This window comes from Psychrobacter sp. BI730, from assembly GCF_013414195.1.
GTDB lineage: Bacteria > Pseudomonadota > Gammaproteobacteria > Pseudomonadales > Moraxellaceae > Psychrobacter.
On sequence record NZ_JAATTV010000012.1, the window covers coordinates 76,741 to 103,142 of the forward strand.

A 26,402-nucleotide genomic window follows, 5' to 3' on the forward strand; every position below is an offset into this window, starting at 1 on the left:
TAGAGCAAAAGCCATAGTAGGTTATGAGTTTTTTTGAATTTAGAATGGTATAGGCGATTAATTATCACCTATACCATTATTCTAGATTAACGACTTATTTAGAATGCACCATTAAGTCCAATAAATAGGCTGGTTGAGTCATCATCATTACCTTGTGAATGTGTGACACCAGCATTGGCGTTCAATAGACCAAAGCTTCTAGATAGGCCAAGTGTCATGGCAACGTTATCATCATCAGTTTCAACCATAGGCGTCTCAAAGCTGATATTTGGTAGAGTATTCAAACGTGCGGTTACTGCTTCACGATTATCACTCAGCTGTTTTTGGTAATGAATGTCACCAAATAAGTTGAGGTTGTTCATCAAGCTATGATTAGCCTTAAGACCAAGCTTGCCATATGTCGTAGAGTATTTCTGCTCATCGAACTGCATAGCAATGCCAGACATCTCTTTTTCTTTGAGTCCGTCAATTTTTACGCGGCTCGCTGTTGCACCGATATAAGGCGTAACGGCAATATTGCTCACTTGCATTGGGTAGCCTGCCTGCAAGTTGGCATAAAAGCGCTTGCCATCAGCATTTGACTTAAACTGTTGTTGGTTACTGCCTAGTGTCACAGCACGTGTGACATCGACATCCATGTTGCCAAATCCTGCAGCACCATTGATCTGTAAACCGCCAAACTTGTTGCTATGATAGACACCAAAACCAACTTCTCCCAGATCAATATCACTCAAACCTGTGCCAACGTCTGAGTTTTCAAAGTCTTTTTGAGTGATATTGCCGTATAAGCCTGTCACGGCGTTGGCTGAGTTAGGATGAGCAAAATCTACGCCAAGCAATACTTGAGTATTATTATCACCATCAAACCCTGCAATTTCTTGGTTAGCGACTTCACCGACGGCCCATAGTGTGCGGGCAGGTTGTTGCTCACTGCTTTGGATTTGGTTGACGTGTGACTGTAAGCGCTCATTGGTTGCAAGTCCGGTTGTCGTTGCAATATGAGGCAGTACACCGATTAAGCTAGGCGCAGTGACAACAGCATTTGCATAGTCAGCAATCATTTGATGTGCTTGACCAGTCGGGTGAATGCCATCAGCGAAGAAGTAGGTTTCGCTGGCATTTGCTTCTACAAGAGTATCAGGTCCACAAGTTAGAGAGCTATTGTTGTCACCGCAAGCTTCATCGGTGACATTAGTGAAACCATACTGAGCAGGCGACGCAATGATCTCCTGAGTTAAGCTAAACATATCTAGCGGTATGATATTAGCCCCAGTACCCGCCACGCCGCTGAGCATAAATTGATTGTATAGACTAGTAGCACCAGTGCTTTGCGCTTGAATAGTTTGATTTGGAATGTTAGCAATAACATCAGCACTTTCACCATCTTCAATAGCTTTTTTGACAGCTGCATCGGCAGCTGCCTGTGCTGCGATAATTCTTGGAGTTAAACCAATATCAGGAATATTGGGTACTAAAATATATTTGGCGCCTTTATCTTTTAGTGCATTAATCGTTTTGGTTTGGCTAGCTACTGCTCCAAGTATGGTAGCTTGGGCATTGTTAGTAGGGTCCGCTGCTGCAAGCAAGTCGTTTGCCCCTGCCCATACCACATATAATCCATTAGAATCTACTATGTTATTGGCGAGATAACTATTTACTTGACTGTTGGTAGATGCAACGTCAACAGTGATTGCACTAGTTGAACTAGTAGGAAAAACTTGTACTGTGTTATCGCCTGCTCTTGCACCACCAATAGCATAGTTATTGCTATTTTGAGGACTACCTAAAGTATTAGCAACGGCAGTGGTACCCAGTTGTTTAGCGAATGATGTTGCCCATGTATTATCAGGATTGGTAGTGAACTGACCTGACTCTGCAAGTCCATAAATATCTTGAGTTATGGGACTAAAATATCCACCATCGGTCAGGCTATCACCGAAAAAGGTGACACTGTCATAAGCATTTGCGTGAGAAATACCAGCGATAGATAGGCTGATAGCAAGCATGCTTTTAGTAAAATTTTTGAGAGTGGTATGGCTAATTTTAGAACGTGAAGTATTACGAGGCATAGCGACTTCCTTGTCATCAATGTAATAGTTTGTCAACCGAGTGTAACCACTTTTTAGAAAGCTAGCAATCGTTTTGATTGCAAAACTGCAAGAATATCTCCTTATTTAAATAAGTTTTTAGAGCATAAAAAAGGGGTGTTCAAGTATTGAAAAATCATACTGTCTCGCTCACATAATATTTTGTTTCCTTCTATGTAATTATGCTGTAAGCACCTGATTTTTATTCAGTTATTTTTATTGAAAAGTATAAGGCTTATCTATCGATATTGCTTGTTTAACCTAAGCAACTGCCCAATCATAAATAGTATCAAAGCAGCACTCCACAATAAGATAATTAGGTCGGATGAGCATATAGATGTCTACTGCCAGCAATAGCAAAGTATAGCTAGCAGTATCAATACTATAGAAACTGAAATTAAGCTTGTTTTTGTGGACGCAATAATAAGGCCAGTCCAAGTGCTACAAAAGCGGCGATACCAGATATCATATAACTGATACTAAAATCCCCAGTGATTTCTGCAAGATAGCCTGCTGCCACTGGCCCGAGAGCCTGTCCACCTGAAAAGGCAAAAGTCAGTGCTGCAAGTGCACTCGCTGCTGCCGCAGGCCCGAAATAATCGCCTGCAGAAGCAGCCATAATGACAGGCACACTCCAAACCACTAAGCCAAACAGAATAATGGACGAATACAGTCCGAAATCCCAGTCAGTAAGTCCGACCAACAGATAAGCGATGGCAAGGAAGAAAAAAGCCAACGCCAGACCAAGGCATCTACCAATGTGGTCAGAAATCCAGCCAAACAACATGCCTGAGAACATGCTAAGCAGTCCAATCCATGCCCAAACACCACCAGCAGTCGCTTCACTTAGTTGATACAAGCCAACCATACTGGTCACGATGAAGGTAACGTAAACCATATAAGTAGCACCATAAATAGCAAAGATGACACCTAAATGTACGAGCAGCTTAATATTGCTACGTTCTAGCTTTTTCTTATTTTTAATAGGTAAGGTGGGTGCGCGCCCAAAAGGATTTTGACTGACATCGTCTGGATGGTTACGAATCAAAGTAAAGGTAAGCCAAGCTACCGCAATATTAATCACGGCAAAAATCAGCCAACCTGTTTGCCAAGACAGTAGAGTGGAGATGGGTAAAAGTTTGGGTACGACGAAGCCTGATAAAATGATACCAAAGCCGGGTCCCGCCATGACTAATCCTAAAGCGAGCCCGCGGTGTGAAGGAAAAAACCAATGCGACATGACGCTCATCATTGGTAAGACCACGCCGCCGCTACCGATACCTGTCAATACATAGAGTGCGCAAAGTATTGGAAAACTGGTGGTAAAAGCCATACCGAGCATAGAGACTGCAATAAGGAGTAGACTAGCTGTCGCAGTCGTTCGTGTACCCAACCGAGGTAGAATAAAAGGGCTTAGAAGCACCGCAACCAGATATCCTATCAGGTTGGTAAATCCCAAGATTCCGCTTTGGGTGTAATTTAATCCTAGAGAAGATGACATGGATGGCAGTAACATGCCAAATGCGAATCGTCCTAACCCAAGTCCGCAGAACATTACTATAGAACCTGTCGCAGCAACGATCCAAGCATAATGTAACCTGCCTAGCTTAAGAGGAGCGGTGTTGCTTTTTCGAAGTATTCTACCGGGCATCACGAATCTCCAACAAGTTGAAAATTCGCAATATATATCATCACTAAATTTAAATCGTAGGTAATGACTTCCTTGTTTTGAATAGTATCCATCTCACACTCATCCTTTTGTGCTTAATTCCTATCAGTCCTTTATTAAATATACTTATAGCCTAAGCATACTTATGTCCAATAAAATTAGTATAACTGCACATGAACGTTCGTTCAATAAGTGTGTAAGAAATCCTTGAAATGTTTTATGAGCTACATTGTTGTATTCACAAACAAGCAGAATGCCAGCCCATTTATATGGCTGGCATTCTGCTTATTATTTCTAACGGTTCCTTCCCGACTGCTATTTTTGGCTATCCTTTAATAGCGACTTATCAGCTAGCCAAGTCGCTTACTCAATTCAGGAAAACGCTTGATCATAAATAGCATTAAGAGTAATGCCACAACTGCGATAGCCGCACCTGTGTATCCTACGCTAGATAGTGAAAGATGCGTCACGGCATAACCACCGAATAGTGCACCCGTACCAATCCCCAAATTAATAATACCTGAGAACATCGACATCAGCATGTCTTGCGCATTGGCATCGACCATGATGACTTTGGCCTGCATTGAGATAATCAGTAGCATGAGTGCCGCGCCCCACAGTAAGGCGATAAAGCTGAGCGCCCATACAGAGGTCACTGCTAGCAATAGCGCCAGCATAGACACGAGCATCAGTATGGTCGATATCAGCATCAATCTGGTATTGAACCGATCGCCCCAACGACTAAAAATCACACTGCCTACAATTCCAGCTGCACCGAATAATAACAGTACAAAAGTAGCAGCGTTTTCACTGATATTACCGACTTGGCGCATGAATGGTTCTATATAAGAATAAGCCGTGTAGTGGGCTGTAAAGACCAATAAAATAAGCAGGTACAAACAGACTAATAGGGGGTTTTTAAGGAGTTCTGGAATCTTTCTAAAAGATCCTTCAAACATACTAGGTAACGTCGGTAAGAGTCTCGCTTGTAGAATAAATACAATTGAGGCAATGACGCCAATACCGCCAAAGGTAGCCCGCCAGCCAAACCATTGCCCAATTAAGCGTCCTAGCGGCACACCGAGTACCATTGCTAACGACGTACCCGTCGCCAGTACGCTAAGCGCCATGGCTTTTTTGCCTTCAGGTGCGACACGTATCGCGATTGCGGCCGTGATGGACCAAAATATCGCATGCGATAACGCAATCCCAACTCGGCTAATGAGCAGCACGTCAAAGCTCCATGCAAATACGGAAAGTACGTGACTGGCAATAAATACTACAAAAAGCCCCAAGAGCAAGCGTTTGCGCTCAAATCGACTGGTCAGTAGCATTAGTGGTAATGACATCGCTGCGACAATCCAAGCATAGAGTGTCAACATCCAGCCAGTTTCTGCCGTCGTAATAGAGAAGTCTTGGGCAATGTCGCTCAACAGCGCCACAGGGACAAATTCTGTGGTGTTCATAATAAAGGCACTAACGCCCATCAAAAATACTTGAAAATACTGAGTTCGGCGAGCGTTTGAGCTGGCCTCAAGGTTATGTGTCATAAAATCCAATACAGATGCGAATACTACGTGTGATAGGTCAAAGTGGGGTAGGCTTAATTAGAATACAAGGTTTGCGGGGCAAGATAGCAAGCCCACGTCAATCGTGAAAGGTGTTTTTTGATAAGGATTGTTAATTGGACGTTTATTGAGGATACTTGAGTAATATAAAACTATCGTTAATCATACTTAATGCGTTGGGATACTTGCTAACGACTAAACTACAACTCATTTAAAGAGAGGCGACACCAGTTGTCGTAGAAGGTTTTAAAAGGCTTTATTTTTATGTGAGCTTATATTATAGTTATTAGGTCAGGCAAAATGGCATGAGATAAAAACCAGTTAACCCTCGGGGCGCAACGCTTCACTTTTTAACTAAGTTTTTGAAACGCTATTTTAGCGAAGTCTTTCTAGTAGTGTTATTTACGTTTAATCTTAAACTTCTACGCCTGTACAAACCTAAAAAACTATATTTATTAATAAACAAAAAACCTAGCAGAAAAAAGCTCGTTAGCGTTGCAAAAATATGTGCGATGCAATAGCGAGAAACTGTGTCTAAAAAGCCTATCAGAATTAAAAGCTACTACCTTACCAAGTCGAGTAATTTACTTAACTTTAGAGATAATGACGTCATTTAAACAATGGTGAATAGATTCGGCTGGCTTGAAATCAGCATTCAGAATATAACAACAACGAAAACTGCAGCTAAAGAACTAAAATCAAAATAATAAGGATATAAATATGATGAGATTAACGTATCAGTTTGAGCAAAAACGGTTAGATAATATGCAATGGTCGGATGGCTCAAAGCTATCTGGTATAACGGCACTGGCAAATGATGAGAAAGGCCGAATACGAAAACAGCCATTGTTTTACCTCGAAACGGTTTCTATAGACAGTTATGAAGATGATATTTATTTCGTGAACAATACTAATGAGATGCTCAGATGGGTAGCGCCATTTAAACCCTATCGAAACATAATTGAAGCACGAGCAAAGTTGGGCGATAGCAGTGATGAAAACTTACGTAAAGTGACGCTCTATAGTGATGACATAAATAGCGTATATCAGGATGTACTGCCTAAGCAGGGCGTGCGGATTGGTAGCACTCATATCATGTACGACAGTGATGTGATGATGCAGTGGTTCGTACATGTGCCTTATAAAGGGCCAGATACTCATTATGCGATCTGGCAATTTAATGTAGTGGAAAAGGGCGGGATTCGAGGAACTTATCCATTGCTATGGGATGATTTTAGTAAACCCTCGCACATGGTGAGTTGTGACTGTCTGTCTGAGCGGGCTGATATGCCGATAGAGGTCAATATTTATGAAGAGCGCTGTGCAATGCTAGACAGGCTTGTCGGTTCATTTGGGGTGTCCAATGCCATATTCATATTGGCAATCAATGATGTGCTTTATCGTTATGGCGTGGGTTGGAGCGCGCCCTATAGCGAGTCGGATATACAAGCGCAAGATATTGCGATGAAACTAATAGAACAAAAGCCAGAAAATGCGAAAGCGGTAAAAGCCGTTGTTCAAGCGGTTTATGATTTTTGGTTTAACGAAGGTTTTGCAAAAAATATCTCAATGCGGGCTTGTGAGGAGCTTTTAAGCTTGTACCAAGCGCAGATTGCTAACCAAAAATCGGTTTAATTTATAAGCCAAATTATCAAGAATAAACCTAAATAATAATTAAAAAAGGAGAACCTTATGATGTTTCCTATTGAAAACAATGATACGTTTTTACTGTTTTTTCATGGTCTTGATTCAAGCAATGAGACCAGTAAATATACGTGTATCACGCGTAAGCCAAAATACTGTCAAACGGTCAATTACCGCGAGAGTTTTGTAGAAATATTTGAGATTTATGATGCATTGATTCGCGAGAAAATCGCACAGTACCCGCGAGTGGTGTTGGCAGGGCATTCGCTTGGTGGTTGGTTTGCCAATCATTTTGCCCATAAATATAACTTGCGCGCGCTATTGATTGCGCCTTGTATCTATCCAAATGAGGTATTGGCTGACCGTATCCCAGTAGTGGCTGATATGAAGCTGTCTTTTCCCATGACCAATACCGAGATGGTGCGGGTGATGGTAGAAGTCGATGATGAAAGTCTTGATGTGGCAGTCGCTAGACGAACCTTAGTTAATCTACCTGGCAGCTGGGAAGTCGACTACTTTGAAGGCGGTCACCACCGTATCGCCCGTAGTAATGATATCTGGTATCACTTAACTCATTTGTGTGAAGATCCCATCGTTTGGATGGATGAGGCAACGTATCATGGTGAGGACTGATAGTAAGAATAGTCAAAAAAATTAGAGCGGCTGAAGGATAAATAAACCACTAAAAATAATCGATTGACATTAAAGACGATCGGTCATAATATCTATGCATGACAATGACTAAGCCAAAAGCCCGTCGAGGGCGTCCACCCAATATTGAACGAGAGTTTACGGATACCCGTGAAGCTCTCTTAAGATCTGGGATGGAGATGCTGACTGAGCAAGGTTTTGCGACCACTGGTATCGATGCCATACTCAAACGTATCAATGTGCCTAAAGGTTCCTTCTACAATTACTTCAAGAACAAAGAAGCATTTGGACAGGAAGTGTTGCATCAATACGCGTTATATTTTGCTCGTAAACTAGATTATTGTCTTTTGAATGATCAAGTATCTCCTATGCAGCGTATTAGTGACTTTGTTGAGGATGCTAAGTCGGGAATGATCAAGCACGAGTTTCGACGCGGCTGCTTGGTAGGCAACTTAGGTCAAGAGATTGTCGTGTTGCCTGACAGTTTTCGTTGTGAGTTAGAAAACATACTGCTTGATTGGCAAAAGCGTTTAGCGGCTTGCTTGCGTCTTGCAATACAACAAGGACAAATACCTCCTAATAGTGATTGTGATGAGCTTGCTGCTTACTTTTGGATTGGTTGGGAAGGTGCTGTTTTGCGTGCTAAGTTGACGCAAGACGTCAGTCCATTGGATATTTTTTTCCGAGGTTTTATAGCAGGAATACAGAAGTAATTTTTTATCTATATTTTTAGACGACTGGTCTAAATTATTTTTTACTCATTTATAGACGATTGGTCTAAATAGGAGCTGCTATGTTTAAAGCAATATTTATTGAAAAAAATGACGATGTTTATCAGTCTAGTCTGACTGAGATACAGGACACGCAATTGCCTGAGGGTGATGTCACGGTTCGTGTGGCATTTAGTACGCTCAATTACAAGGACGGATTAGCCATTACTGGCCGTAGTCCTGTGGTACGTCAATTTCCAATGGTTCCAGGTATAGATTTAGCGGGTACTGTCGAAACAAGCAGTCATCCTCGCTACAAAGTTGGCGACAAGGTGTTGTTAAATGGTTGGAGTGTGGGTGAAAAGTATTGGGGCGGTCTATCACAAAAAGCACGATTAAACGGTGACTGGCTCATCCCGCTCCCTGAGTCGATGACTGAACGTCAAGCAATGGCGATAGGTACAGCAGGATATACCGCAATGCTTTGTATAATCGCATTAGAGCGTCATGGACTCACACCAGAGAGTGGCGAAGTATTGGTGACGGGTGCTAATGGCGGCGTTGGCAGTTTTGCTATCGCACTTCTAGCAAACCAAGGTTACTCTGTCACAGCCTCTACGGGACGTCTAGAAGAAGCGGAATACCTAAAGAGCCTTGGTGCAACGACGCTCATTGACCGAGCAGAGTTGAATAGTCCGGGACGTGCGCTTGGAAAAGAGAAATGGGCCGCAGCAATTGATTCTGTTGGTAGTCATACGCTGGCCAACGTTTGTGCCAGTACCTGTGAAGATGGTTTAGTCGCTACTTGTGGACTGGCTCAAGGCATGGATTTCCCTGCTACTGTTGCGCCGTTTATTTTACGCGGTGTTAGTTTACTTGGTATCAATAGTGTGACACGACCTTATGATGAGCGTGTAGAAGCATGGCAGCGTTTGAGCACAAGCTTGGATATGACGCAATTGGATGCGATCACCAGAGAGATTGGTCTAAGCGAAGTCATTCCGACAGCAAGCGAGTTATTGGATGGCAAGGTTCGTGGTCGAATAGTTGTTGATGTCAATCGTTAGGCTATCGAGTATAATTTTTAATACTTCAACCTTAAAGTTTCGATGTTGAGCTTCTTTTTAATACATGAACAAATGATGCATCGAAATGTCTAAGATTGAATGCGCAAAGTGAAAAAGAATTATTCACAAACGGTCACAAATATCGGTATTTATTTTTTGTCATCTGATGTGCTATCATCGTTGAACGCACTATCGTGGGTTTAACAGTTTTGTTATCACCGACCATGACAATAGTCTCATGGCGGCGTGACAAACCTTGCAACTTCCAGCACGATATAAAACAACTCTGGTAAAGCGCATGAGCCTGTACTCCGACAACCTCATTTGTGCCTGATTTTTTGCCTATTTGGGCGTATATCATACTTTTTCGTCGGAGTAACAGGAGTTTAAGGTGTTCGATATCATGAGCCACATTGCTAACCCATCTAAATATACCCGTCGTTATCATCCACGCCATTCTCTAGCGCAATATATTATCAATCAAATAGAGTCGCTTGAGCTGCGCCCGCAAGATATCGTCAAGCAAATGGGTTATCCTCTTAAACACACTATACCTGCCTATGACCGCCTGCGCCATGTACTGTCGAGCAAATTCCTTGGGCTTGATGGTAGCTATATGGACAAACACTTTACCGCTGATGAGTTTTTGGCAAAACTGTTTGCCGTGCTTGAAATACCGTATCAGCCATTCGCAGAAGATATTGCTCAGATCAAATATGGCTTAACGAATGATACTGACGCTACGCCTAGCTATCGTTTACGAGCCGAAGTGGATTTTGAATTTACGAGTGGCGCACACTGGATGTCTCGCGGTGCTGCTTCGCGTTTTGCGCAAGTCACTCTGCCTAATGACGTTGCCAAACTGGGCAAGGTTGCGCGTGAATCAGTGATTCAAGAAAGTATCTGCGAGCATTATCAACAGTACGAAGGTAATCTGCCATATAACGGTACTATCAAAGGCTATCGATTGACTATTGAACAAGACAATCATGTGATCGACCGTGCAGAGTATGGATTGCCAAAATCTAGCAGTATCTAAATTTTTTTGAATGTATAAGCAGCACGAGCTGTTAATTACATTGACTGAAAAATAAGTATAAGAAAGCCTCACTTTATCGTGGGGCTTTTTGGTTTTTTACGTTAGGTTTTCTTGTAAGAGTCGAACACTGCTAAATATCAGTTTTATAAAATTCATTTTAAGCTTTAAGCTTCAGGTTTAGAGATGGCGCGCCATAAGATCACAAATAGCGCATCGAATTCTGCATTTAACGGTGTTTCTGTTTGGCGAATGGTATGCATTAAGCCAAGTCGACTAATAAATCCCATAAACACATCGAAGAGTATGTGCAGTGGGACAGTGTCATTGAGCACCCCACGATTTTGACCATCTTCTAATACCGCCAAAAACGCGCCAATTAACTCTTTGTTTTCATAGATTGCGATATTACGTATACGCGAGGCCGACACAGAAGACAGCACCATCACCGCATCTGGATGCGAGTCTACAAAATCAAAGCAGACCCACAGCGTCTTACGTAGACGATCTTGTACGCTATCAATCCCTTGCAGATGATCCATAATTCTAGCGGCCAATCTGCCAAGCACGATATCCATAATGGTATAAAACAGTGTTTGCTTATCCCCGAAGTACTTGTAGAGCGTTTGCAAAGAGACGTTTGCAGACTTTGCAATCTGCGCCATCGTTACCTCATTAGCGTCAAATCCTGCGAAGACCTTACGAACGGCTTGCTCAATTTTATCCAAAGTTGCGGGCCGCATATCGGATAAGGGCGCTAGAGATCGAGTTTGCGTGAGGCTATCTGACTGACTAAAGGTTTTCATATTTATCGCTTCTTAAAGTATGGGCTATTTGATACGTCCTACCAGTTAAATGATTTGCTCGATAATTTAACATGATTAAATTAACAAGTAATGTAAATTACCATTTTTATTTAATTGATTGCGAAGTGGTTTTTCGTAGCCTAGTATAGGACTCGTGTATCAATAAATACAAAGAATTTATAGTATATCTATAACGGTAATATAAATTACCATAATTTTTTAAAACGACTTAGCTATAGTCAGTTCAATATAATTTCGATACAAGGAAACCGAGTGCAAGTTATACATTAGTATGCTTAGCGAGGATGACGCTGTAGCGGATTTATATAGACTTGACTATATAGTTGTTCTTCACTTCACCTTGTCAAGGATAGACATCATGAGTATCGAAAAACTTACCCCAAACTGGATGACCGAAGAGCATCAGATGGTGCATGACAGCGCCTTAAAAATGTTTCAATCTTGGGATTCTAAAGATGAGCAGTGGCGCAAAAACGGCATGATCGATCGTGCTGCGTGGGAAGAGGCGGGCGAGATGGGGTTTTTGTGTGCGGCGATACCAGCTGAGTATGGCGGCGGCGGCGGCGACTTCGGTCATGAAGCGGCGCTTATCTACGCACAGACCGAAGCCAATCAATCGGGATTTGGCGGTATGGTGCATTCAGGCATTGTCGCGCCTTATATTTTAGACCACGGTACTGAAGAGCAAAAACAAGCGTGGCTACCCAAAATGGCAACGGGCGAACATATCGGCGCTATCGCCATGACCGAGCCTGGTACTGGCTCCGACCTACAAAACATCAAAACCTATGCGGTAAAAGATGGTGATGACTACATTATCAATGGTTCTAAGACTTTTATCACCAATGGTCAACACGCCAATCTTATCCTACTAGCATGCAAAACAGACCGTGAAAAAGGTGCGCAAGGCGTCTCACTTATTATCGTAGAAACAGACAAAGTAGAAGGGTTTGAGCGTGGACGCAATCTCGATAAAATTGGTCTGACCTCTCAAGACACCTCAGAGCTATTCTTTAGCAATGTACGTGTGCCACAAACTAACCTGTTGGGTACGGTAGAAGGTATGGGCTTTATACAAATGATGCAAGAGCTGCCACGTGAGCGCCTCATCATTGCGCTATCAGGGGTCGGCTCAATGAAGCTGGCTATCAATCTAACACTAGATTATGTAAAGGGCCGTGAAGCCTTTGGTAAACCTATTTGGAAGTTTCAAAACACGCGTTTTAAGATGGCTGAATGCTATGCCGATTATCTCGCTGCCAGTACCATGTGTGATGCGGCAGTCGATGCGATGTTAGATGGCAAACTGTCTGTACCGCATGCTTCATTGATCAAATACTGGGTCACCGAAAAACAGTGCGAAGTCATCGATGAATGCGTGCAGCTGTTTGGTGGCTATGGCTATATGACCGAGTATCCTATCGCCCGCTTATATGCTGATGCGCGCGTGCAAAAAATCTATGGCGGCACCAATGAGATTATGAAAGAGTTGGCATCACGCTTTATGTAAACGCTTATATTATAAGATTACAATAATTATTGTTTATTTAAAAAATAAAAAAAGGATTTTTTATGACTGAGACTGCTTACATTTATGATGCTATCCGCACGCCACGCGGCAAAGGAAAAAAGGACGGCTCTTTGTATCAGGCGTCACCAATTTGGCTGACGCGAACTTTACTAAAAGAAATGCAACAGCGCCACAACTTGGATACCAGTTTGGTCGATGATGTGGTACTTGGCTGTGTGACGCCAGTGGGTGAGCAAGGCTCTGATATTGCCCACATTGCTGCTATCGATGCTGGCTGGGCAGAGAGTGTGGCTGGATTAACCTTGTCTCGTTTCTGTGCCTCTGGTCTTGAATCTATCAATCTGGCAGCGGCCAAAGTCATGTCAGGTATGGAAGACATGGTAGTGGCAGGCGGTGTGGAGTCTATGAGCCGTGTGCCGATGGGCTCTGATGGCGGTGCTTGGTACATGGATCCGCGTGTGAATGAAGCGACGCATTTCGTGCCACAAGGAGTGGGTGCAGATACCATCGCGACGCTCAAAGGCTTTAGTCGTAATGATGTTGATGCCTTTGCCACTGAGTCGCATCGCCGCGCAGCACAGGCTTGGGAGAACGGCTATTACGATAAGTCTGTTGTCCCTGTTACCGATATCAATGGCATGATGCTGTTAGATAAAGATGAAACTATCCGATCTAATACCAATGTCGAGACCTTAGCGGGTCTTAAACCGTCTTTTATTATGCCAGGCAAAATGGGCTTTGATAGCGTGATTTTGGACAGATACACCACGATTGAAACCGTCAATCATGTCCACCATGCGGGTAACTCCTCTGGCATCGTTGATGGGGCAGCTATCTGTTTGGTTGGTAGCGCAGCCGCTGGTCAAAAAGCAGGACTAAAACCACGCGCCAAAATCACGATGGCCTCAGTTATTGGCTCAGAACCTGCCATTATGTTGACAGGCCCGACATCAGCTTGCCAAAAGGCCCTCGATAAAGCGGGCATGCAACCCTCTGACATAGACCTGTGGGAAATCAACGAAGCTTTCGCTGCTGTGCCGATGAATACCGCTGATGATTTTGGAGTCTCGCTTGATATTGTTAATGTTAACGGCGGTGCAATCGCTATGGGTCATCCGCTTGGGGCAACGGGCGCGATGCTAATGACGACAGTCCTTGATGAGTTAGAACGACGCGATCTACAGACCGCGATGATTACGCTATGTGTGGGCGGTGGTATGGGCATTGCGACGATTATCGAGCGCGTTTAACTTCTTGCTCAAATAGACTAAAACACAATTAGATTAAAACGCAATATACAAAGAATCATTTAAGGGATAAAAATGATGACAAATAACCAGACAGCAGATGGCGTAACAGCCATTAATGAATTAGAAAACTTCTCTGCCCAGCGTGATGACGACGGTATTGTCACTGTCACAATTGACCAAAGCAAACGAAAAATGAATGTCATCGGTGATGGCTTTACGGAGTCGTTTGCCACGATGGTGGATAGTTTTATCAATGATGATTCAGCTATAGGCTTAATTCTTACATCGGCCAAAGACACCTTTGTAGTTGGTGCAGATATTGATCAATTGAACCAGATAAAGACAGCCGAGCAAGCATTTGCACTGACTGAAGAATTAAAAGGTAGTTTGCGTAAGCTTGAAACATCAGGTAAACCTGTCGTCGCTGCTATGACAGGAACCGCATTAGGTGGCGGTTTAGAGCTGGCGCTTGCCTGTCATTATCGTATTGTCATTGACACGCCGAAGACCAAGCTTGGTTTGCCTGAGGTAAAATTAGGCTTGCTACCTGGTGGCGGCGGTACTCAGCGCTTACCGCGATTGGTCGGCATTCAGGTGGCGTTGGAGTTGATGACGCAAGGCAAGGAGCTTCGCGCAGCAGTTGCAAAAGACATTGGACTTATTGATGCAACGGCCACTGCTCAAGCGGATATGCTGAAGCAAGCAAAAGACTGGATTCAAAATAATCCAAGCGTGCAGCAGCCATGGGATAAGAAAGGCTTTAAAATCCCTGGCGGCGATAGTAAGCATCCAAAGATAGTGCCTATATTCTCTATCGCCCCAGCCATGGCCAATCAAAAATCTCATGGCAACTATCCAGCGATTACTCACATTATGTCTTGTGTGTTTGAGGGCTGCTTGGTAGATATCGATACGGGACTTGAAATCGAGTCGCGTTATTTTGCCGCTTGTGTGCTGTCGACTGAATCTAAAAACATGATTAACACCTTATGGACTCAGCTGAATAGCATCAAAAAAGGTCAGTCTCGGCCTCAAGGATTTGAGCAGACCCAAACCAAAAAAGTCGGTATCTTAGGGGCTGGTATGATGGGCGCAGGCATTGCTTATGTTACTGCCAAGGCAGGGGTGGAGGTCGTGCTATTGGACACGGATATTGCTAATGCTGAAAAAGGCAAAGCGTATTCTACGAATATTTTAGATAAAGCCATTAGCCGAAAGCACGCTACCGAAGAGAAAAAACAAGCTCTACTAGAACGTATCACGCCAACAGTCTCTTACGATGATTTAGCAGCTTGTGATCTTATTATCGAAGCAGTGTTTGAAAACCGAGAAATTAAAGCCAAGTGTACTCAGCAAAGTGAAGCGGTGATTTCAGACACTGCCGTTTATGCGTCTAATACTTCAACACTGCCGATCACAGGACTGGCAAAAGCCAGTACGCGACCAAACCAGTTTATCGGTCTACATTTTTTCTCTCCTGTAGATAAGATGCCGCTCGTTGAGATTATCATGGGCGAGCAAACCGACGATGCAACATTGGCCAAAGCTTTTGACTATGTCGTGCAAATAGGTAAAACGCCTATCGTCGTCAATGACAGCCACGGATTTTATACCTCGCGGGTATTTGGTACCTATGTATCAGAGGGCATTGCGATGCTAGGAGAGGGTGTGCATCCGCGTAGTATCGAAGTCGCCGGACTAAAAACAGGTATGCCGATGCCGCCGCTAGCATTGCAAGATGAAGTGTCATTGAGCCTCGCATTGCATGTCAGCGAACAGCAACAACTTGATATGGTAGCCGAAGGTAAGCCAATCGTAGTTCGCCCTTCTTATGACATACTAAAAAAATTGGTCAATGAGCATGGGCGCGAAGGTAAGAAAAATGGCAAAGGATTCTATGACTATCCAACAGAGGGTGATAAGCATCTATGGCCTGAGCTTATCAACTTGTACCCGCCAAAACCAGAGCAACCCTCGCAGCAAGATTTGGTTGATCGTCTGATGTTTATTCAAGCCAATGAATCTGCTAAGTGCTACGAGGAAAACGTCGTGCGCTCAGTTGCCGATACTAATATAGGGTCTATCTTTGGCTGGGGGTTTGCACCGCAGCACGGTGGTACACTACAGTTTATCAATGCAATGGGCGTGAGTGCGTTTGTTGAGCGGAGTCGTGAGTTGGCTGCGAAATATGGCGAACGTTTTGAGCCAGCTCAAATCTTGCTAGACATGGCAGCCAAAGGCGAGGCGTTCTCCGATGACTGACATGCATGTATCAAATCATGATCAAATGGCGGACTGTCTACAAGGGTTACGAGTGATTGATCTGACTCGTAACTTGCCGGGGCCTTTTGCTACGCGTTTGCTAGCAGATTTGGGCGCGGACACCCTTAAAATCGAGCCCAAACAAGGTGATCCTGCTCGGGTATTTGGTGAATTATTCGCAGCTCTAAACCACGGTAAGACTACCGAACAGCATGACTTTCATGATCCCAAAGCGATTGAAGCTATAAAAGCACATCTTAAAGAAGCTGATGTGATGCTAGATAGCTTTCGCCCAGATATTTTGGCAGAGTTAGGGTTGGATGCTAAGACCCTGCATGTCATCAATCCAAAGTTGGTAATGGTATCTATTACTGGTTATGGCTTAGCAGATGGACACTCAACAGAAGGTGTCTACTTAGAAAGTGCTGAGTCAAAAAATAGCTCTCAAGTAAATCATGACTGGGCCAATAAGGCAGGTCATGATATCAATTTTATGGCTATGAGCGGTGTACTAGATCAGCTAAGAACAGCGCAGGGTGAGCAGGCCATGCCCAATATCCAGTTTGCGGATTTGGCAGGAGGTAGTGATACAGCAGTGATAGCACTGTTGGCTGCCGTATTTGCTGCGCAGCGTACGGGCAGGGGACGACACGTTGCTGTTAGTATGACGCACAGTTTGTACAATCATATGGTCATGCCAAAGGTGACGGGTAAGCTGATTAATAGCCTTTCAGGAAATGGCTCAAACGACACTCTACTGCCACAGCATGATTTTTTGGGTGGTGCATTACCATGTTACCGACTGTACCAAACCGCTGACCGGCGCCATATGGCAGTTGGTTCCTTGGAGCTTAAGTTTTGGCAAGGGCTATGTGAGGTATTAGAGCTACCAGCGCTTAAAGAAATACACTGGCAACTTGGTATCATGCCCAATAGACCTGAGAGTGAGGCTGCGACCAACACAATCGCGGAAAAATTTGCCAGTCAAACGCTTGAGCATTGGCAACGTGTATTTGCAGCAACGGATGTCTGTGTGACCCCTGTTTTGAGTCTAAATGAAGCCAAAGCTCACCCTTTATTTGCACATCAAAATGAGCATCATGCAACATCAGGGTGGCAGCAAGTGAATTGATAATTAGTATGTAAGTAGCTTTAGAGAAAAGTGAAAGTTGGATTAGCACTTGAAGGCAATATTAAGATACTGCTGGCTAGTATCGTCTTTTTAGTCTGTGTTATTTAGACTGCATGTCTAAATGAGAGTGATTGAACTTGTATATTTATAACTGTCTATCTAAAATTGCCTGAATAAGAGACAATACGCCCATAAATCCTAAAGTCTTACGGTACTGAAAAATAGTAGCACGTTCAAAGGCTCTTAGAGATTGAGCAACACAGACATTTAATAAATTTAACTTAAGTAAAAAGGCAGTTCTGAATGACCAAACATAACCCGTATAATTTTTTACCTTTGCAGCCAACAGGTAGAAACGAGACCAATACTGCTAATACCTATGCTCCTGAAGATATGATTAAAATATACGAGCAGCAGTTTCTCATTCAAGTGCCAGAAGAAGAGCTGACCGAGTTTTTGCCAGCGTTAAAAGCATTCTATGATATCGACAACCATACCTTAGATGTCAGTGCAATTATTTTCGATGCAATTGCAGACTCTGCTATTATTTATAATCACAAAATTAAAGTCGGCGACTATCAGATATTAGGTGAGTTGATAGAAGAGGCGATTGAATATGATGAAGACAACAAAAGTGATGAAAGTACTGAAAACGAAGAAATTCAAGCCTATACATTAGAATGTCAACGTACATTTTTCATCAACGATGTAGAAATACCTTATCATTTCAATCTATTTATTTATGGCGATGGTTATTCTACTTTGACCAAAAAAGAAACTGTACTAGAAAAAATGTATTGGTTTGTCAGAGGTAGATTTGAAGAGGATTTACTAGATGATGCTGAAGATAATGACAGCTTAGAATCTATTAATGCGCAATTAGCCAGTTTAGGCATTAGTGAAATGGATCTGACGACTGTAGATGAGATAATCAGCTATGTAGAAGGTAGCATCATTGACGATCCAATGGTAGACGAGCTTAACAAACTGTTGGATGATGCTGAGTAGTGTGGAAGATAAGTTAGTAGAGTAATCAGCAAAAGAGCAGCTTCGAAAAATTATATAGCTGAACAACTAGAAAAAAGCCCTACTGCTCGTATGATGAATGGTGAGGCTTTTTAAATTCCTAACCTCATAAACAAGTTCTTTCAACATCATCCAAAATTACATGACGCGATACATTTCTAGGTTTTTATCCATCTCTCATCAAAGGGTCAGTCGATTTCCTATATAATGTAAGCTATTTCATTATTGTTGATCCATTCAATTTAGGCTTTTTTCTTAGTAAAAAAGCTTCTTATCAGGTAAAATGGTGCTTTATGTTCAACGCTTCCTCGACTCGTTTAAATAAATACATCAGCGAAAGTGGTATTTGCTCTAGGCGAGACGCTGACCGCTTCATTGAACAAGGTAATGTATACATCAATGGCAAACGTGCGTCGGTAGGTGATCAAGTGGTTGCTGGAGATGCGGTAAAAGTCAACGGGCAGCTTATTGAGCCAAGAGAGCCTGATGATTTTATTTTTATTGCGTTGAACAAGCCAGTAGGCATTGTGAGCACCACGGAAAGCTCTGAGAAGAATAATATTGTCGATTTTGTGCGACATAGTTTGCGTATTTTTCCGATTGGTCGTTTGGACAAAGATTCTCAAGGTTTGATATTTTTGACTAACAACGGTGATTTGGTCAATAAGGTACTACGTGCTGGTAATAACCATGAAAAAGAGTATCTAGTTACAGTAAACAAGCCGTTAACGGATAGTGTTATCGAAGGTTTGGCGGGCGGTGTACCGATGCTTGGCAAGATGACCAAAAAATGCCCAGTGACTAAAGTGGCTCCTAATGTGTTTAATATCACGCTCGTTCAAGGTCTAAACCGTCAAATTCGCCGTATGTGTGAGCACTTTGGCTACGAAGTCGTCAAGCTTGAACGTACGCGGATTATGAATGTAAGTCTTAAGGGTCTTCCCGTTGGTGACTGGCGAGACTTAACTCCAAAAGAGCTGTCCGTGTTACTTAAATCTGTAGAAGATTCTTCTTCGCAAGACAATCATTCAAGCAAGAAATCTCGCAATGCGCCACGAAAGAAACCTCGTACGGATGCTTCGTCAAAGTCAAAACCATCTATAAAGTCGGCAGGGGCAGCAAAGGGGCGTAACAAATATGCCAAGGATGATGCTAAAAAGCCAGTGGGTTCTAAAGGTAGGGATGGACGTCCTACTGGTCGTGGTAAGCCGTCAGGGGGTAATGGTAAGTCCGGAGGCAATGGCAAACCTGCTACCAATGGCAGGCGTCCTTCGAAAGGTAGAGGCTCTTCACGGTAATAATTTTTCACAATGTGACGGCTATATTTATTGCTGAAATAGCCGTAAGCTAAATAACTTTAGTCTTGATGAGATAGTATTATGTTTAAAATAAAAGTAGAGCGCATTGTCAAAAAACCGATTGATGAGGTATTTGAAGCACTGAGTGACCATGCTAGTTATGGCTCATTTAAAGCGGTGGGAGTGGCTAAGTTGGTGAATGAAGGTGACGGGGAGCGCAATGGTGTCGGGGCTTTACGTAGCATTCAAACGGGACCCGTTAAGTTCTGGGAACGGATTACAGCGTTTGAGCGTCCTACTCATATGCAATACCAAATCGAAAAATCTAAACCTATCAAAATGCAACATGATAAAGGCATCATTGATTTAAAAGACTTGGGCGATGGCACCACACACGTGACTTGGGTATCTGAGGGTCGATTGATTGTACCACTGCCATTAGTCGGTCGCCTATTTGACCGTCAAATGCAGAAACAAGGAACCATAGGGTTTAGTAGCATACTCAAATCTATAGAAAGCCGCTAATCTAGCGGCAATGTTGGATTTTTTGATATCACTCTCTAGAGATGGCTTATTTTATTTGAGCCATCACTTTCAGTTTTAATTCGCTTTATTCTTAGCAGCTTCAATCTCGTTAAAACGCGCTAACTGCTCTGGCGTTGCTTTCTGTTGATACTTTTCTTTCCACTCAGCATAAGGCATACCATAAACAAACTCGCGCGCATCCTCGTATTCGATTTCAATACCACGCTCTTCACCAGCCGCTTTGTACCATTTAGATAAACAGTTACGACAAAAGTCGGCGAGGTTCATTAGCTCAATATTTTGTACATCTTTGCGCTCGTCTAAATGAGCTAGTAAACGACGAAATGCCGCGGCTTCTAATTCGATATTTGATTCTAATTTTGCCATGATATTTTCCTAGTTGTAATTGAGCTACTTTTAAACCAACATGATACTAACGACATAAATATTGCGCAATTAGCGTGGGCTCATCGTCTGTAAAGTTTATCAGTGGCTCAATCTGTCGTTAATTGTAATGAACTGTGGCGATAGTTAACTCTAATAGTACTATGTATTCTTCTAATATAAATTACGACTTGTCATCAATTAAATCAAAAAATACCAGAAGCCAAATGGATAGAACCCACAAAAGAAAGGACTGATCTATCATATCAAGTACAAAGCGCGTGATATAGCTTCATCTTTGTAAAGAAATTCTAAATTAATTAGCGTGCCTTATAAAGCTATCTATTGAATTTTTGGCTGAGGTAATTGACATACTTGGCTAATAGGTTTTGCAAACCGTCATTCCAGTGCTTCAACATATTAAGAAAGGGACTCTTGTCGTTAGATCTTGATAGACCATGTTAGTGCGCCAAACAAGAATCGAACAACCTTCACACAGAGTTGATAACCCCGCCACATGGTCAAGCTGACTGTCTATCAGGGCCACATTAATGATGCCAGTATTTCCCAATTGACGTGCTAGCGGCAACGACTTAAATTCGAATAATTACTGATTAATGTTGACCAATATATTGAATGAAATCGAATCTATGGTATTTTCTGATATGGCTATTGAAGATTGGGTGCAGGTCTTTTTCTGTATGGTTCCTAGTCGAATACTGTGATAGTTATGGCAATTACAATTCTGGGGCGAAAAAAGAATATCAGTAGAAGAATCTAAAACATAAGTAAAAATAAATCAGTATTTCCAAAAAAAAGCCCTAGTAATCTAGGGTTTTTTAATGGATGTAAGTTTAGTAAATTTTAACGGGCTTCGAAATACATAGTAATTTCAAAACCGATACGGATGTCTTGAAAAGCTGGTTTGGTCCACTGCATGGGATTGCTCCTGAATGATGTTACTAGTTGATAGACAGTATTAATAAAGGGAATGCCTAATGCTATTACAACCTGACTCCTACTGTCAATTCATTAGATGTTAACTCGGAATATTTTAGCTATGAAGTTTAGCGGCAACAGTAAAGTTTACTTATGTTTATAAATAAGCCCCTAATTGTGAAGTTAGTATTTGGAGGTTGTCGATGGAGTACGCTAATTGTGGACTTCAGGTTCTGTGATTCAAAAGAGACTGTAGCTAATGCTCATTTAAGAAATAATAACCAGCTTATGTTCATTAAATAAACAAAAAAAATTGAAGAACTTTCTTGGCTTTGGTATGTTTCAAGCCATGCTTTGATTTCATGTAATTTAAATTCTATCACGCGTAGTTCGGGCCAGTACAATTAGTACGGTCGATCGAATCCTCATTTACTATCAACAAGGAAACTGCCATGACTAGTGCTGTTGCCCGACACTCCGACACTCCGGCACCGCGCTGCACCCGCTGCATGCGTTTTTTCTAGCCGGAATGGTGCCTCTGTTTATCGGGGTCTTACTTAACGATTACGCCTATTGGTCCAGCTACGAGCTTCAATGGAAGAACTTCGCTTCTTGGATGCTTATAGGTGCGCTGGTATTTAATGGTTTGGCCATGCTAGGCTCAATTTTATCTCTAGTTCGCGCTGATAAGCGCATGGGTACACCAATGGCTTATTTTCTGTTGCTAATGGTCACCTTTGTACTAGGTATCCTCAACTCATTTATCCATGCAAAGGATGTCTGGGCCAGTATGCCGACTGGGCTTTGAGCTATGCTGAAGAAACCGTACAAGTAAACTTGGTAAACTAAGCATATTAATCGGAGTTTATCATGGTCAAGAAAATAAGAACCTATAGCACAGAATTTAAAGCTGAAGCCGTTAAGAAGATATCAGACAATAATGGCAATATCTCAGCAACCGCAAAGCAGCTTGGCATTGCTATGCAAACGCTATCGAATTGGCATAACAAAGCCAACCAAGGCAAGCTCAAAGGCACAGAGCAATATGATCCTGATCTTATGAGTGCTCTTCAAGAAATAAAGCAGCTCAAGCAGCAGCTTAAAGTGGCTGAAGAGGAACGCGAGATCCTAAATGAGGAGGGATAAAGCGAAGCACTGCTTCGCCCCGACGCAAGATAAGAGCTATGCTCGAATGAGGCGACGGCGTACTTTGCCAAGCACAGTTAGTGAAGTACGCCTTTATCAAAGACAACCAGTTCCTCTTTCGCATCAGCACTATGTGCCGTGTGTTAAGGGTTAAGCCCTCAAGCTATTACGACTGGATCAGTCGTGACATCAGTGACCAGCAGATACATCGCAACCAGTCTGAATTACTGGTTAAAGCGGCTCACAGTGAAACGAAAGAACGTTATGGCGTAGATCGACTGCATGCTCATCTAAGCGAGCAAGGCCACAACATTAGCCTGTATATGGTAAGAAGCATCAAAGAGGAACACGGGATTAAATGTCGTCGTCATAAGCGCTTTAAAGTGGCCACCGACTCTAATCACAACAAGCTGATTTACCCAAATGTGCTGGATCAGCAGTTTGATGCCAGTCGCCCTAATGAGTCTTGGGTAAGCGATATTACTTATATCTGGACAAGCGAGGGTTGGCTATACTTAGCAGGCGTTAAAGATTTATACACCAAAGAGCTGGTCGGCTACGCTATCAATAAACGCATGACAGCAGATTTAGTATGCCGTGCACTTAACATGACTATCAAAAATAAACGACCCAGCCAAGGATTGATTATGCACTCTGACAGAGGCAGCCAGTATTGCAATAATGCCTATCACAAAATCATCAAACAGCATCAGCTTACTGGTTTAATGAGTGGTAAAGGCAATTGTGTCGACAATGCTCCGATAGAAAGCTTCTGAGGTACATTAAAGAATGAGCTTGTATACCATCAGGACTATAAAACAAGGTTTACAGCGATCAGCGATAACACACAATATATCGAGCTCTACTACAATCAGACGAGAATTCAAAAGGGTTTAGGCTATAGATCGCCAAGGCAGATGTGATTTGACTTTTATCATCAGGCTGCGTAATTAAAATCTCCCAAGTTTAACTGTACGGATTTGACGTCAGGGGCCACTATCAGCTTTGCGTGCAGTCGATCAGCACCATAACGTGCTTTTGTTTCACTATGTGCCGCTCTGACAAGTAGCTCAGATTGGTTACGGTGTATCTGTTGCTCACTAATATCACGACTCAGCCAGTCATAGTAGCTAGAATGCTTAACCTTTAGTACACGACACATAGTAGTGATACTAAAGAAGAGATCGTTGTTTTTGATAAAGGCGTACTTCACTAACTGTGCTTGGCAAAGTACGCCGTCGCCTTTTTTAATATCTCTCGTTCCTCTTCGGCTACTTTAAGCTGTCGTTTGAGCTGCTTTATTTCCTGAAGAGCCGTCATAAGATCAGGATCATATTGTTCTGTGCCGATAAGCTTGCCTTGATTGGCTTTATTATGCCAATTAGATAAGGTCTGCATGGCGATGCCAAGGTGCTTTGCGGTCGCTGAGATATTGCCATTATTGTCTGCTATCTTCTTGACGGCCTCGGCTTTAAATTTGTCACTGTAGGCTCTTACTTTCTTGGTCATGATAAACTCCGATTAATACGCTTAGTTTACCAAGTTTAGGTGTACGGTTTTTTCAGCATAGCTCAGACCATGTGGAGGGGTAATCGCCAGACGCTTCAATCAGCATGTGAACGGCGCGTTCTTTCATCTCGGGGTGTAGGTTTGTCTTTTCATTGTCGTATTCTCTCAGAATATTAAGTCTCCGACAATCCCGGGGCGGTTCAGTAAGAATTTCTACTGAAACTACGCCTATGGTAGATATGTTTAGTATCATTACATAAGAGGCAATCATGAATGTATTTACTAGCGACTCATTCGTATGTCTAGCAGAGCATCTACTAAAGGATTCTCGGAATATTGAGCTTATCAAGCAAGTACTTAATGAGGAATCTAAGAAGCATGATAATGAAGTGGAAACATTGATTACAGGCAGCTGTATTGAGGCTTCAGAAAAAAGGGAGATATAGAGATTAAGATTAAAATAACTTTCGTTTTTAAGTAATGAACATCTAACTTCACACATACTCCAAATAGGATGCCTTATGACAGATAAAGTCATTGAAGCCATTAATAATGGCATATTAACTGCGGACAACTTAACCCATGAAACTCTTAGATATGACTACCGTGTTGACGTTTACGGAAATGGACCAGAAGTTTTAGGTAGAGGCAGAGGTGTTTTGGAGGATACGGATCATTTGGATCAATACTTGTACTCTTATGGCAGAATGGGCAATGAGCAGTGGGATAAACCTTTTGAGATTACTATGGTTGATGACGACACCACTATTATTGACTATGGTTGCGGACAAGGATTATCTTTTTTGAACCTAGTCTGTAGATGGGGTCATGATGATGACAGAACATGGCAAGACTATCTCAAGTCCGTCATTCTTATTGAGCCCTCAATAGTGGCTTTAGATCGAGCACAAGCGATTGCACAGTTAAAGTTTCCAGATGCCACTATCAGCACAGTCAATAAAAAGTTAGAAGAATTGGATAATAACGATTTATCATTTGATGAAAATAAAGTGATGATTCATATATTTTCGCAGGTCTTAGACATACCACTTGATGATGAATTTGATCTTTTAGGTTTTTTTGAAACCATTACCTCAACTGTTGGTACACACTATATTCATGTCGTAAGTCACGAAGTGGGCGGCATGAATAATCAACAAAATATACTAAAGCTCTATAAGCACATCGTTGATAAGCACGTACATGTTTATGATTCAACGGATGAGATATGTTTTGTTTTAAAAACACCACCAACAGAAGCTAGAAAAGTAATAAAAACAGCTACTAATATGGCTTTGAATACCTTTAATATTCCACGCAATGATAAAAATTATACTGCAATGTTTGCCTGTATAAAGACTGTTTAAGGGAAGATTATGGACTTGTTTCCTACTGATAAACACATTTTGCCTTTTGAGTTCCCTGATGAGGATGAGGGTTGTTCTTATCAGTGGAATGAGGCACTACAAGGTTTTGATATTGTCGTGCCTCATGGCAAACTGTTTTTTGCGCCTAATTTTTTTAATGAGAAAATCAGTGATAGAAGTGTTGAATACCTGTTGGAGAATGAAAGTTACGATTCTATGAATATTGACTGGAAATCTATTCCTATCGAAGAGTTTGAGAAAATCAAGTTCACTAATATTACTTGGCAACAAGAATATATCAACCTATATGGTCGTAAAGCTATACCGAGATTAACTGCATGGTATGGTGATGAAGGTAAGTCTTATAGCTATTCCGGTATTAAGCAGGAGCCTAACTCTTGGAATAAGGGGTTAACTTATATCAAAGAAAAAGTAGAAGAGGTTGCAGGTGTTCATTTTAATAGTGTTTTGCTGAATTGGTATCGTAACGGAGACGATTATTTAAATTGGCACGCTGATGATGAAAAAGAGCTAGGTATAAACCCAGTGATAGGCTCTGTTAACTTCGGTGCAACACGTGATTTTCAGATCCGTAATAATGCAAATCGTGAATTAAAACTAACTATACCTCTCGCTCATGGCACATTGCTGCTAATGTCTGGTGAATTACAAATTTTTTGGCAACATGCGGTTCCTAAGCGAAAGAAAGTTAATAAATCACGATTTAATTTAACGTTTAGAATGATTACATAATTTAAAATACCATTAGGTAAA

The 26,402-nt window shown here is 42.1% G+C and carries 21 protein-coding genes and 3 pseudogenes; 16 read left to right on the plus strand and 8 right to left on the minus strand.

What is annotated here, in order from left to right:
- Positions 1–98: 98 nt before the first annotated feature.
- The 3 genes from HCZ91_RS10110 to HCZ91_RS10120 all read right to left on the minus strand — a co-directional run bounded on the left by HCZ91_RS10110 (position 99) and on the right by HCZ91_RS10120 (position 5,306).
- Entirely contained in the window at positions 99–2,069 is a 1,971-nt protein-coding gene (locus HCZ91_RS10110) for an autotransporter domain-containing protein (protein ID WP_179799284.1), read from the minus strand.
- A gap of 415 nt (positions 2,070–2,484) precedes the next feature.
- Positions 2,485–3,738 carry a YbfB/YjiJ family MFS transporter gene (locus HCZ91_RS10115; RefSeq protein WP_179799285.1) on the minus strand — a complete coding sequence of 418 codons (1,254 nt, stop codon included), beginning with the start codon at positions 3,736–3,738 and terminating at the stop codon, positions 2,485–2,487.
- A 368-nt stretch (positions 3,739–4,106) separates the two neighbouring features.
- A complete protein-coding gene (locus HCZ91_RS10120) occupies positions 4,107–5,306 on the minus strand; it encodes a sugar transporter (RefSeq protein WP_179799286.1) in 1,200 nt (399 codons plus the stop codon).
- Positions 5,307–6,044: 738 nt separating this feature from the next.
- Between HCZ91_RS10120 and HCZ91_RS10125 the strand changes: the two genes are divergently transcribed.
- From HCZ91_RS10125 to HCZ91_RS10145, 5 genes are all read left to right on the plus strand, one after another.
- Positions 6,045–6,959, plus strand: a complete 915-nt coding sequence (locus HCZ91_RS10125) for a hypothetical protein (protein WP_179799287.1) — start codon at positions 6,045–6,047, stop codon at positions 6,957–6,959.
- Positions 6,960–7,016: 57 nt separating this feature from the next.
- The gene (locus HCZ91_RS10130) at positions 7,017–7,601 is read left to right on the plus strand and encodes an alpha/beta hydrolase (RefSeq protein WP_179799288.1); all 585 of its coding nucleotides are present in this window, start codon (positions 7,017–7,019) and stop codon (positions 7,599–7,601) included.
- A 104-nt stretch (positions 7,602–7,705) separates the two neighbouring features.
- The gene (locus HCZ91_RS10135) at positions 7,706–8,332 is read left to right on the plus strand and encodes a TetR/AcrR family transcriptional regulator (RefSeq protein ID WP_257020041.1); all 627 of its coding nucleotides are present in this window, start codon (positions 7,706–7,708) and stop codon (positions 8,330–8,332) included.
- Positions 8,333–8,412: 80 nt separating this feature from the next.
- Positions 8,413–9,396, plus strand: coding sequence for an MDR family oxidoreductase (locus tag HCZ91_RS10140; RefSeq protein WP_179799290.1), 984 nt, complete (start codon positions 8,413–8,415; stop codon positions 9,394–9,396).
- Positions 9,397–9,799: 403 nt separating this feature from the next.
- Entirely contained in the window at positions 9,800–10,435 is a 636-nt protein-coding gene (locus HCZ91_RS10145; protein ID WP_179799291.1) for a hypothetical protein, read from the plus strand.
- A gap of 164 nt (positions 10,436–10,599) precedes the next feature.
- Here HCZ91_RS10145 and HCZ91_RS10150 read toward each other — a convergent pair whose 3' ends face one another.
- Positions 10,600–11,238: a TetR/AcrR family transcriptional regulator gene (locus HCZ91_RS10150; RefSeq protein ID WP_179799292.1), complete on the minus strand. Its 639-nt coding sequence runs from the start codon at positions 11,236–11,238 to the stop codon at positions 10,600–10,602.
- Positions 11,239–11,617: 379 nt separating this feature from the next.
- Here HCZ91_RS10150 and HCZ91_RS10155 point away from each other — a divergent pair, with 379 nt between their 5' ends.
- The 7 genes from HCZ91_RS10155 (at position 11,618) to HCZ91_RS10185 (ending at position 20,283) form a co-directional block, all read left to right on the plus strand.
- Complete coding sequence (locus tag HCZ91_RS10155) at positions 11,618–12,769, plus strand: acyl-CoA dehydrogenase family protein (RefSeq protein WP_179799293.1); 1,152 nt, start codon at positions 11,618–11,620, stop codon at positions 12,767–12,769.
- Positions 12,770–12,831: 62 nt separating this feature from the next.
- The gene (locus HCZ91_RS10160) at positions 12,832–14,040 is read left to right on the plus strand and encodes an acetyl-CoA C-acetyltransferase (protein ID WP_179799294.1); all 1,209 of its coding nucleotides are present in this window, start codon (positions 12,832–12,834) and stop codon (positions 14,038–14,040) included.
- 72 nt (positions 14,041–14,112) lie between these two features.
- The gene (locus HCZ91_RS10165; RefSeq protein ID WP_257020042.1) at positions 14,113–16,302 is read left to right on the plus strand and encodes a 3-hydroxyacyl-CoA dehydrogenase NAD-binding domain-containing protein; all 2,190 of its coding nucleotides are present in this window, start codon (positions 14,113–14,115) and stop codon (positions 16,300–16,302) included.
- Entirely contained in the window at positions 16,295–17,434 is a 1,140-nt protein-coding gene (locus tag HCZ91_RS10170; RefSeq protein WP_257020043.1) for a CaiB/BaiF CoA-transferase family protein, read from the plus strand. Before HCZ91_RS10165 ends, HCZ91_RS10170 begins: the two co-directional genes overlap by 8 nt.
- A gap of 303 nt (positions 17,435–17,737) precedes the next feature.
- Entirely contained in the window at positions 17,738–18,442 is a 705-nt protein-coding gene (locus HCZ91_RS10175) for a hypothetical protein (RefSeq protein WP_179799295.1), read from the plus strand.
- Positions 18,443–18,753: 311 nt separating this feature from the next.
- Positions 18,754–19,758 carry a 23S rRNA pseudouridine(2604) synthase RluF gene (rluF, locus tag HCZ91_RS10180; RefSeq protein WP_179799296.1) on the plus strand — a complete coding sequence of 335 codons (1,005 nt, stop codon included), beginning with the start codon at positions 18,754–18,756 and terminating at the stop codon, positions 19,756–19,758.
- 81 nt (positions 19,759–19,839) lie between these two features.
- A complete protein-coding gene (locus HCZ91_RS10185; RefSeq protein WP_179799297.1) occupies positions 19,840–20,283 on the plus strand; it encodes an SRPBCC family protein in 444 nt (147 codons plus the stop codon).
- A 75-nt stretch (positions 20,284–20,358) separates the two neighbouring features.
- On the opposite strand, the gene HCZ91_RS10190 is transcribed toward HCZ91_RS10185, so the two are convergent.
- From HCZ91_RS10190 to pqqA, 3 genes and pseudogenes are all read right to left on the minus strand, one after another.
- Entirely contained in the window at positions 20,359–20,670 is a 312-nt protein-coding gene (locus HCZ91_RS10190; protein WP_179799298.1) for a DUF1244 domain-containing protein, read from the minus strand.
- 386 nt (positions 20,671–21,056) lie between these two features.
- A pseudogene (locus tag HCZ91_RS13990) lies at positions 21,057–21,463 on the minus strand (pyrroloquinoline quinone biosynthesis protein B); the annotation flags it as partial.
- A gap of 68 nt (positions 21,464–21,531) precedes the next feature.
- A complete protein-coding gene (gene pqqA / locus HCZ91_RS10195) occupies positions 21,532–21,606 on the minus strand; it encodes a pyrroloquinoline quinone precursor peptide PqqA (RefSeq protein ID WP_075107140.1) in 75 nt (24 codons plus the stop codon).
- A 505-nt stretch (positions 21,607–22,111) separates the two neighbouring features.
- On the opposite strand from pqqA, the gene HCZ91_RS14060 reads away from it, so the two are divergent.
- Together HCZ91_RS14060 and HCZ91_RS10205 are read left to right on the plus strand one after the other, a co-directional pair.
- Positions 22,112–22,414 (plus strand): hypothetical protein, encoded by a 303-nt coding sequence (locus HCZ91_RS14060; RefSeq protein WP_346342191.1) that lies wholly within the window; start codon positions 22,112–22,114, stop codon positions 22,412–22,414.
- A 62-nt stretch (positions 22,415–22,476) separates the two neighbouring features.
- Positions 22,477–23,675, plus strand: a pseudogene (locus HCZ91_RS10205) (IS3 family transposase).
- A gap of 77 nt (positions 23,676–23,752) precedes the next feature.
- Here the strand turns inward: HCZ91_RS10205 and HCZ91_RS10210 are convergent.
- A pseudogene (locus HCZ91_RS10210) lies at positions 23,753–24,261 on the minus strand (transposase); the annotation flags it as partial.
- A 521-nt stretch (positions 24,262–24,782) separates the two neighbouring features.
- Here HCZ91_RS10210 and HCZ91_RS10215 point away from each other — a divergent pair.
- Together HCZ91_RS10215 and HCZ91_RS10220 are read left to right on the plus strand one after the other, a co-directional pair.
- The gene (locus tag HCZ91_RS10215; RefSeq protein WP_179799300.1) at positions 24,783–25,628 is read left to right on the plus strand and encodes a hypothetical protein; all 846 of its coding nucleotides are present in this window, start codon (positions 24,783–24,785) and stop codon (positions 25,626–25,628) included.
- 9 nt (positions 25,629–25,637) lie between these two features.
- Positions 25,638–26,381: an alpha-ketoglutarate-dependent dioxygenase AlkB gene (locus HCZ91_RS10220; RefSeq protein WP_179799301.1), complete on the plus strand. Its 744-nt coding sequence runs from the start codon at positions 25,638–25,640 to the stop codon at positions 26,379–26,381.
- Positions 26,382–26,402 lie beyond the last annotated feature (21 nt).

Excerpts from the sequence above, each read along its gene's own strand:
- HCZ91_RS10110 (WP_179799284.1), bottom strand. The coding sequence starts at position 2,069 with ATGCCTCGTAATACTTCACGTTCTAAAATTAGCCATACCACTCTCAAA.
- HCZ91_RS10115 (WP_179799285.1), bottom strand. The coding sequence starts at position 3,738 with ATGCCCGGTAGAATACTTCGAAAAAGCAACACCGCTCCTCTTAAGCTA.
- HCZ91_RS10120 (WP_179799286.1), bottom strand. The coding sequence starts at position 5,306 with ATGACACATAACCTTGAGGCCAGCTCAAACGCTCGCCGAACTCAGTAT.
- HCZ91_RS10125 (WP_179799287.1), top strand. The coding sequence starts at position 6,045 with ATGATGAGATTAACGTATCAGTTTGAGCAAAAACGGTTAGATAATATG.
- HCZ91_RS10130 (WP_179799288.1), top strand. The coding sequence starts at position 7,017 with ATGATGTTTCCTATTGAAAACAATGATACGTTTTTACTGTTTTTTCAT.
- HCZ91_RS10135 (WP_257020041.1), top strand. The coding sequence starts at position 7,706 with ATGACTAAGCCAAAAGCCCGTCGAGGGCGTCCACCCAATATTGAACGA.
- HCZ91_RS10140 (WP_179799290.1), top strand. The coding sequence starts at position 8,413 with ATGTTTAAAGCAATATTTATTGAAAAAAATGACGATGTTTATCAGTCT.
- HCZ91_RS10145 (WP_179799291.1), top strand. The coding sequence starts at position 9,800 with ATGAGCCACATTGCTAACCCATCTAAATATACCCGTCGTTATCATCCA.
- HCZ91_RS10150 (WP_179799292.1), bottom strand. The coding sequence starts at position 11,238 with ATGAAAACCTTTAGTCAGTCAGATAGCCTCACGCAAACTCGATCTCTA.
- HCZ91_RS10155 (WP_179799293.1), top strand. The coding sequence starts at position 11,618 with ATGAGTATCGAAAAACTTACCCCAAACTGGATGACCGAAGAGCATCAG.
- HCZ91_RS10160 (WP_179799294.1), top strand. The coding sequence starts at position 12,832 with ATGACTGAGACTGCTTACATTTATGATGCTATCCGCACGCCACGCGGC.
- HCZ91_RS10165 (WP_257020042.1), top strand. The coding sequence starts at position 14,113 with ATGATGACAAATAACCAGACAGCAGATGGCGTAACAGCCATTAATGAA.
- HCZ91_RS10170 (WP_257020043.1), top strand. The coding sequence starts at position 16,295 with ATGACTGACATGCATGTATCAAATCATGATCAAATGGCGGACTGTCTA.
- HCZ91_RS10175 (WP_179799295.1), top strand. The coding sequence starts at position 17,738 with ATGACCAAACATAACCCGTATAATTTTTTACCTTTGCAGCCAACAGGT.
- rluF (WP_179799296.1), top strand. The coding sequence starts at position 18,754 with ATGTTCAACGCTTCCTCGACTCGTTTAAATAAATACATCAGCGAAAGT.
- HCZ91_RS10185 (WP_179799297.1), top strand. The coding sequence starts at position 19,840 with ATGTTTAAAATAAAAGTAGAGCGCATTGTCAAAAAACCGATTGATGAG.
- HCZ91_RS10190 (WP_179799298.1), bottom strand. The coding sequence starts at position 20,670 with ATGGCAAAATTAGAATCAAATATCGAATTAGAAGCCGCGGCATTTCGT.
- HCZ91_RS10215 (WP_179799300.1), top strand. The coding sequence starts at position 24,783 with ATGACAGATAAAGTCATTGAAGCCATTAATAATGGCATATTAACTGCG.
- HCZ91_RS10220 (WP_179799301.1), top strand. The coding sequence starts at position 25,638 with ATGGACTTGTTTCCTACTGATAAACACATTTTGCCTTTTGAGTTCCCT.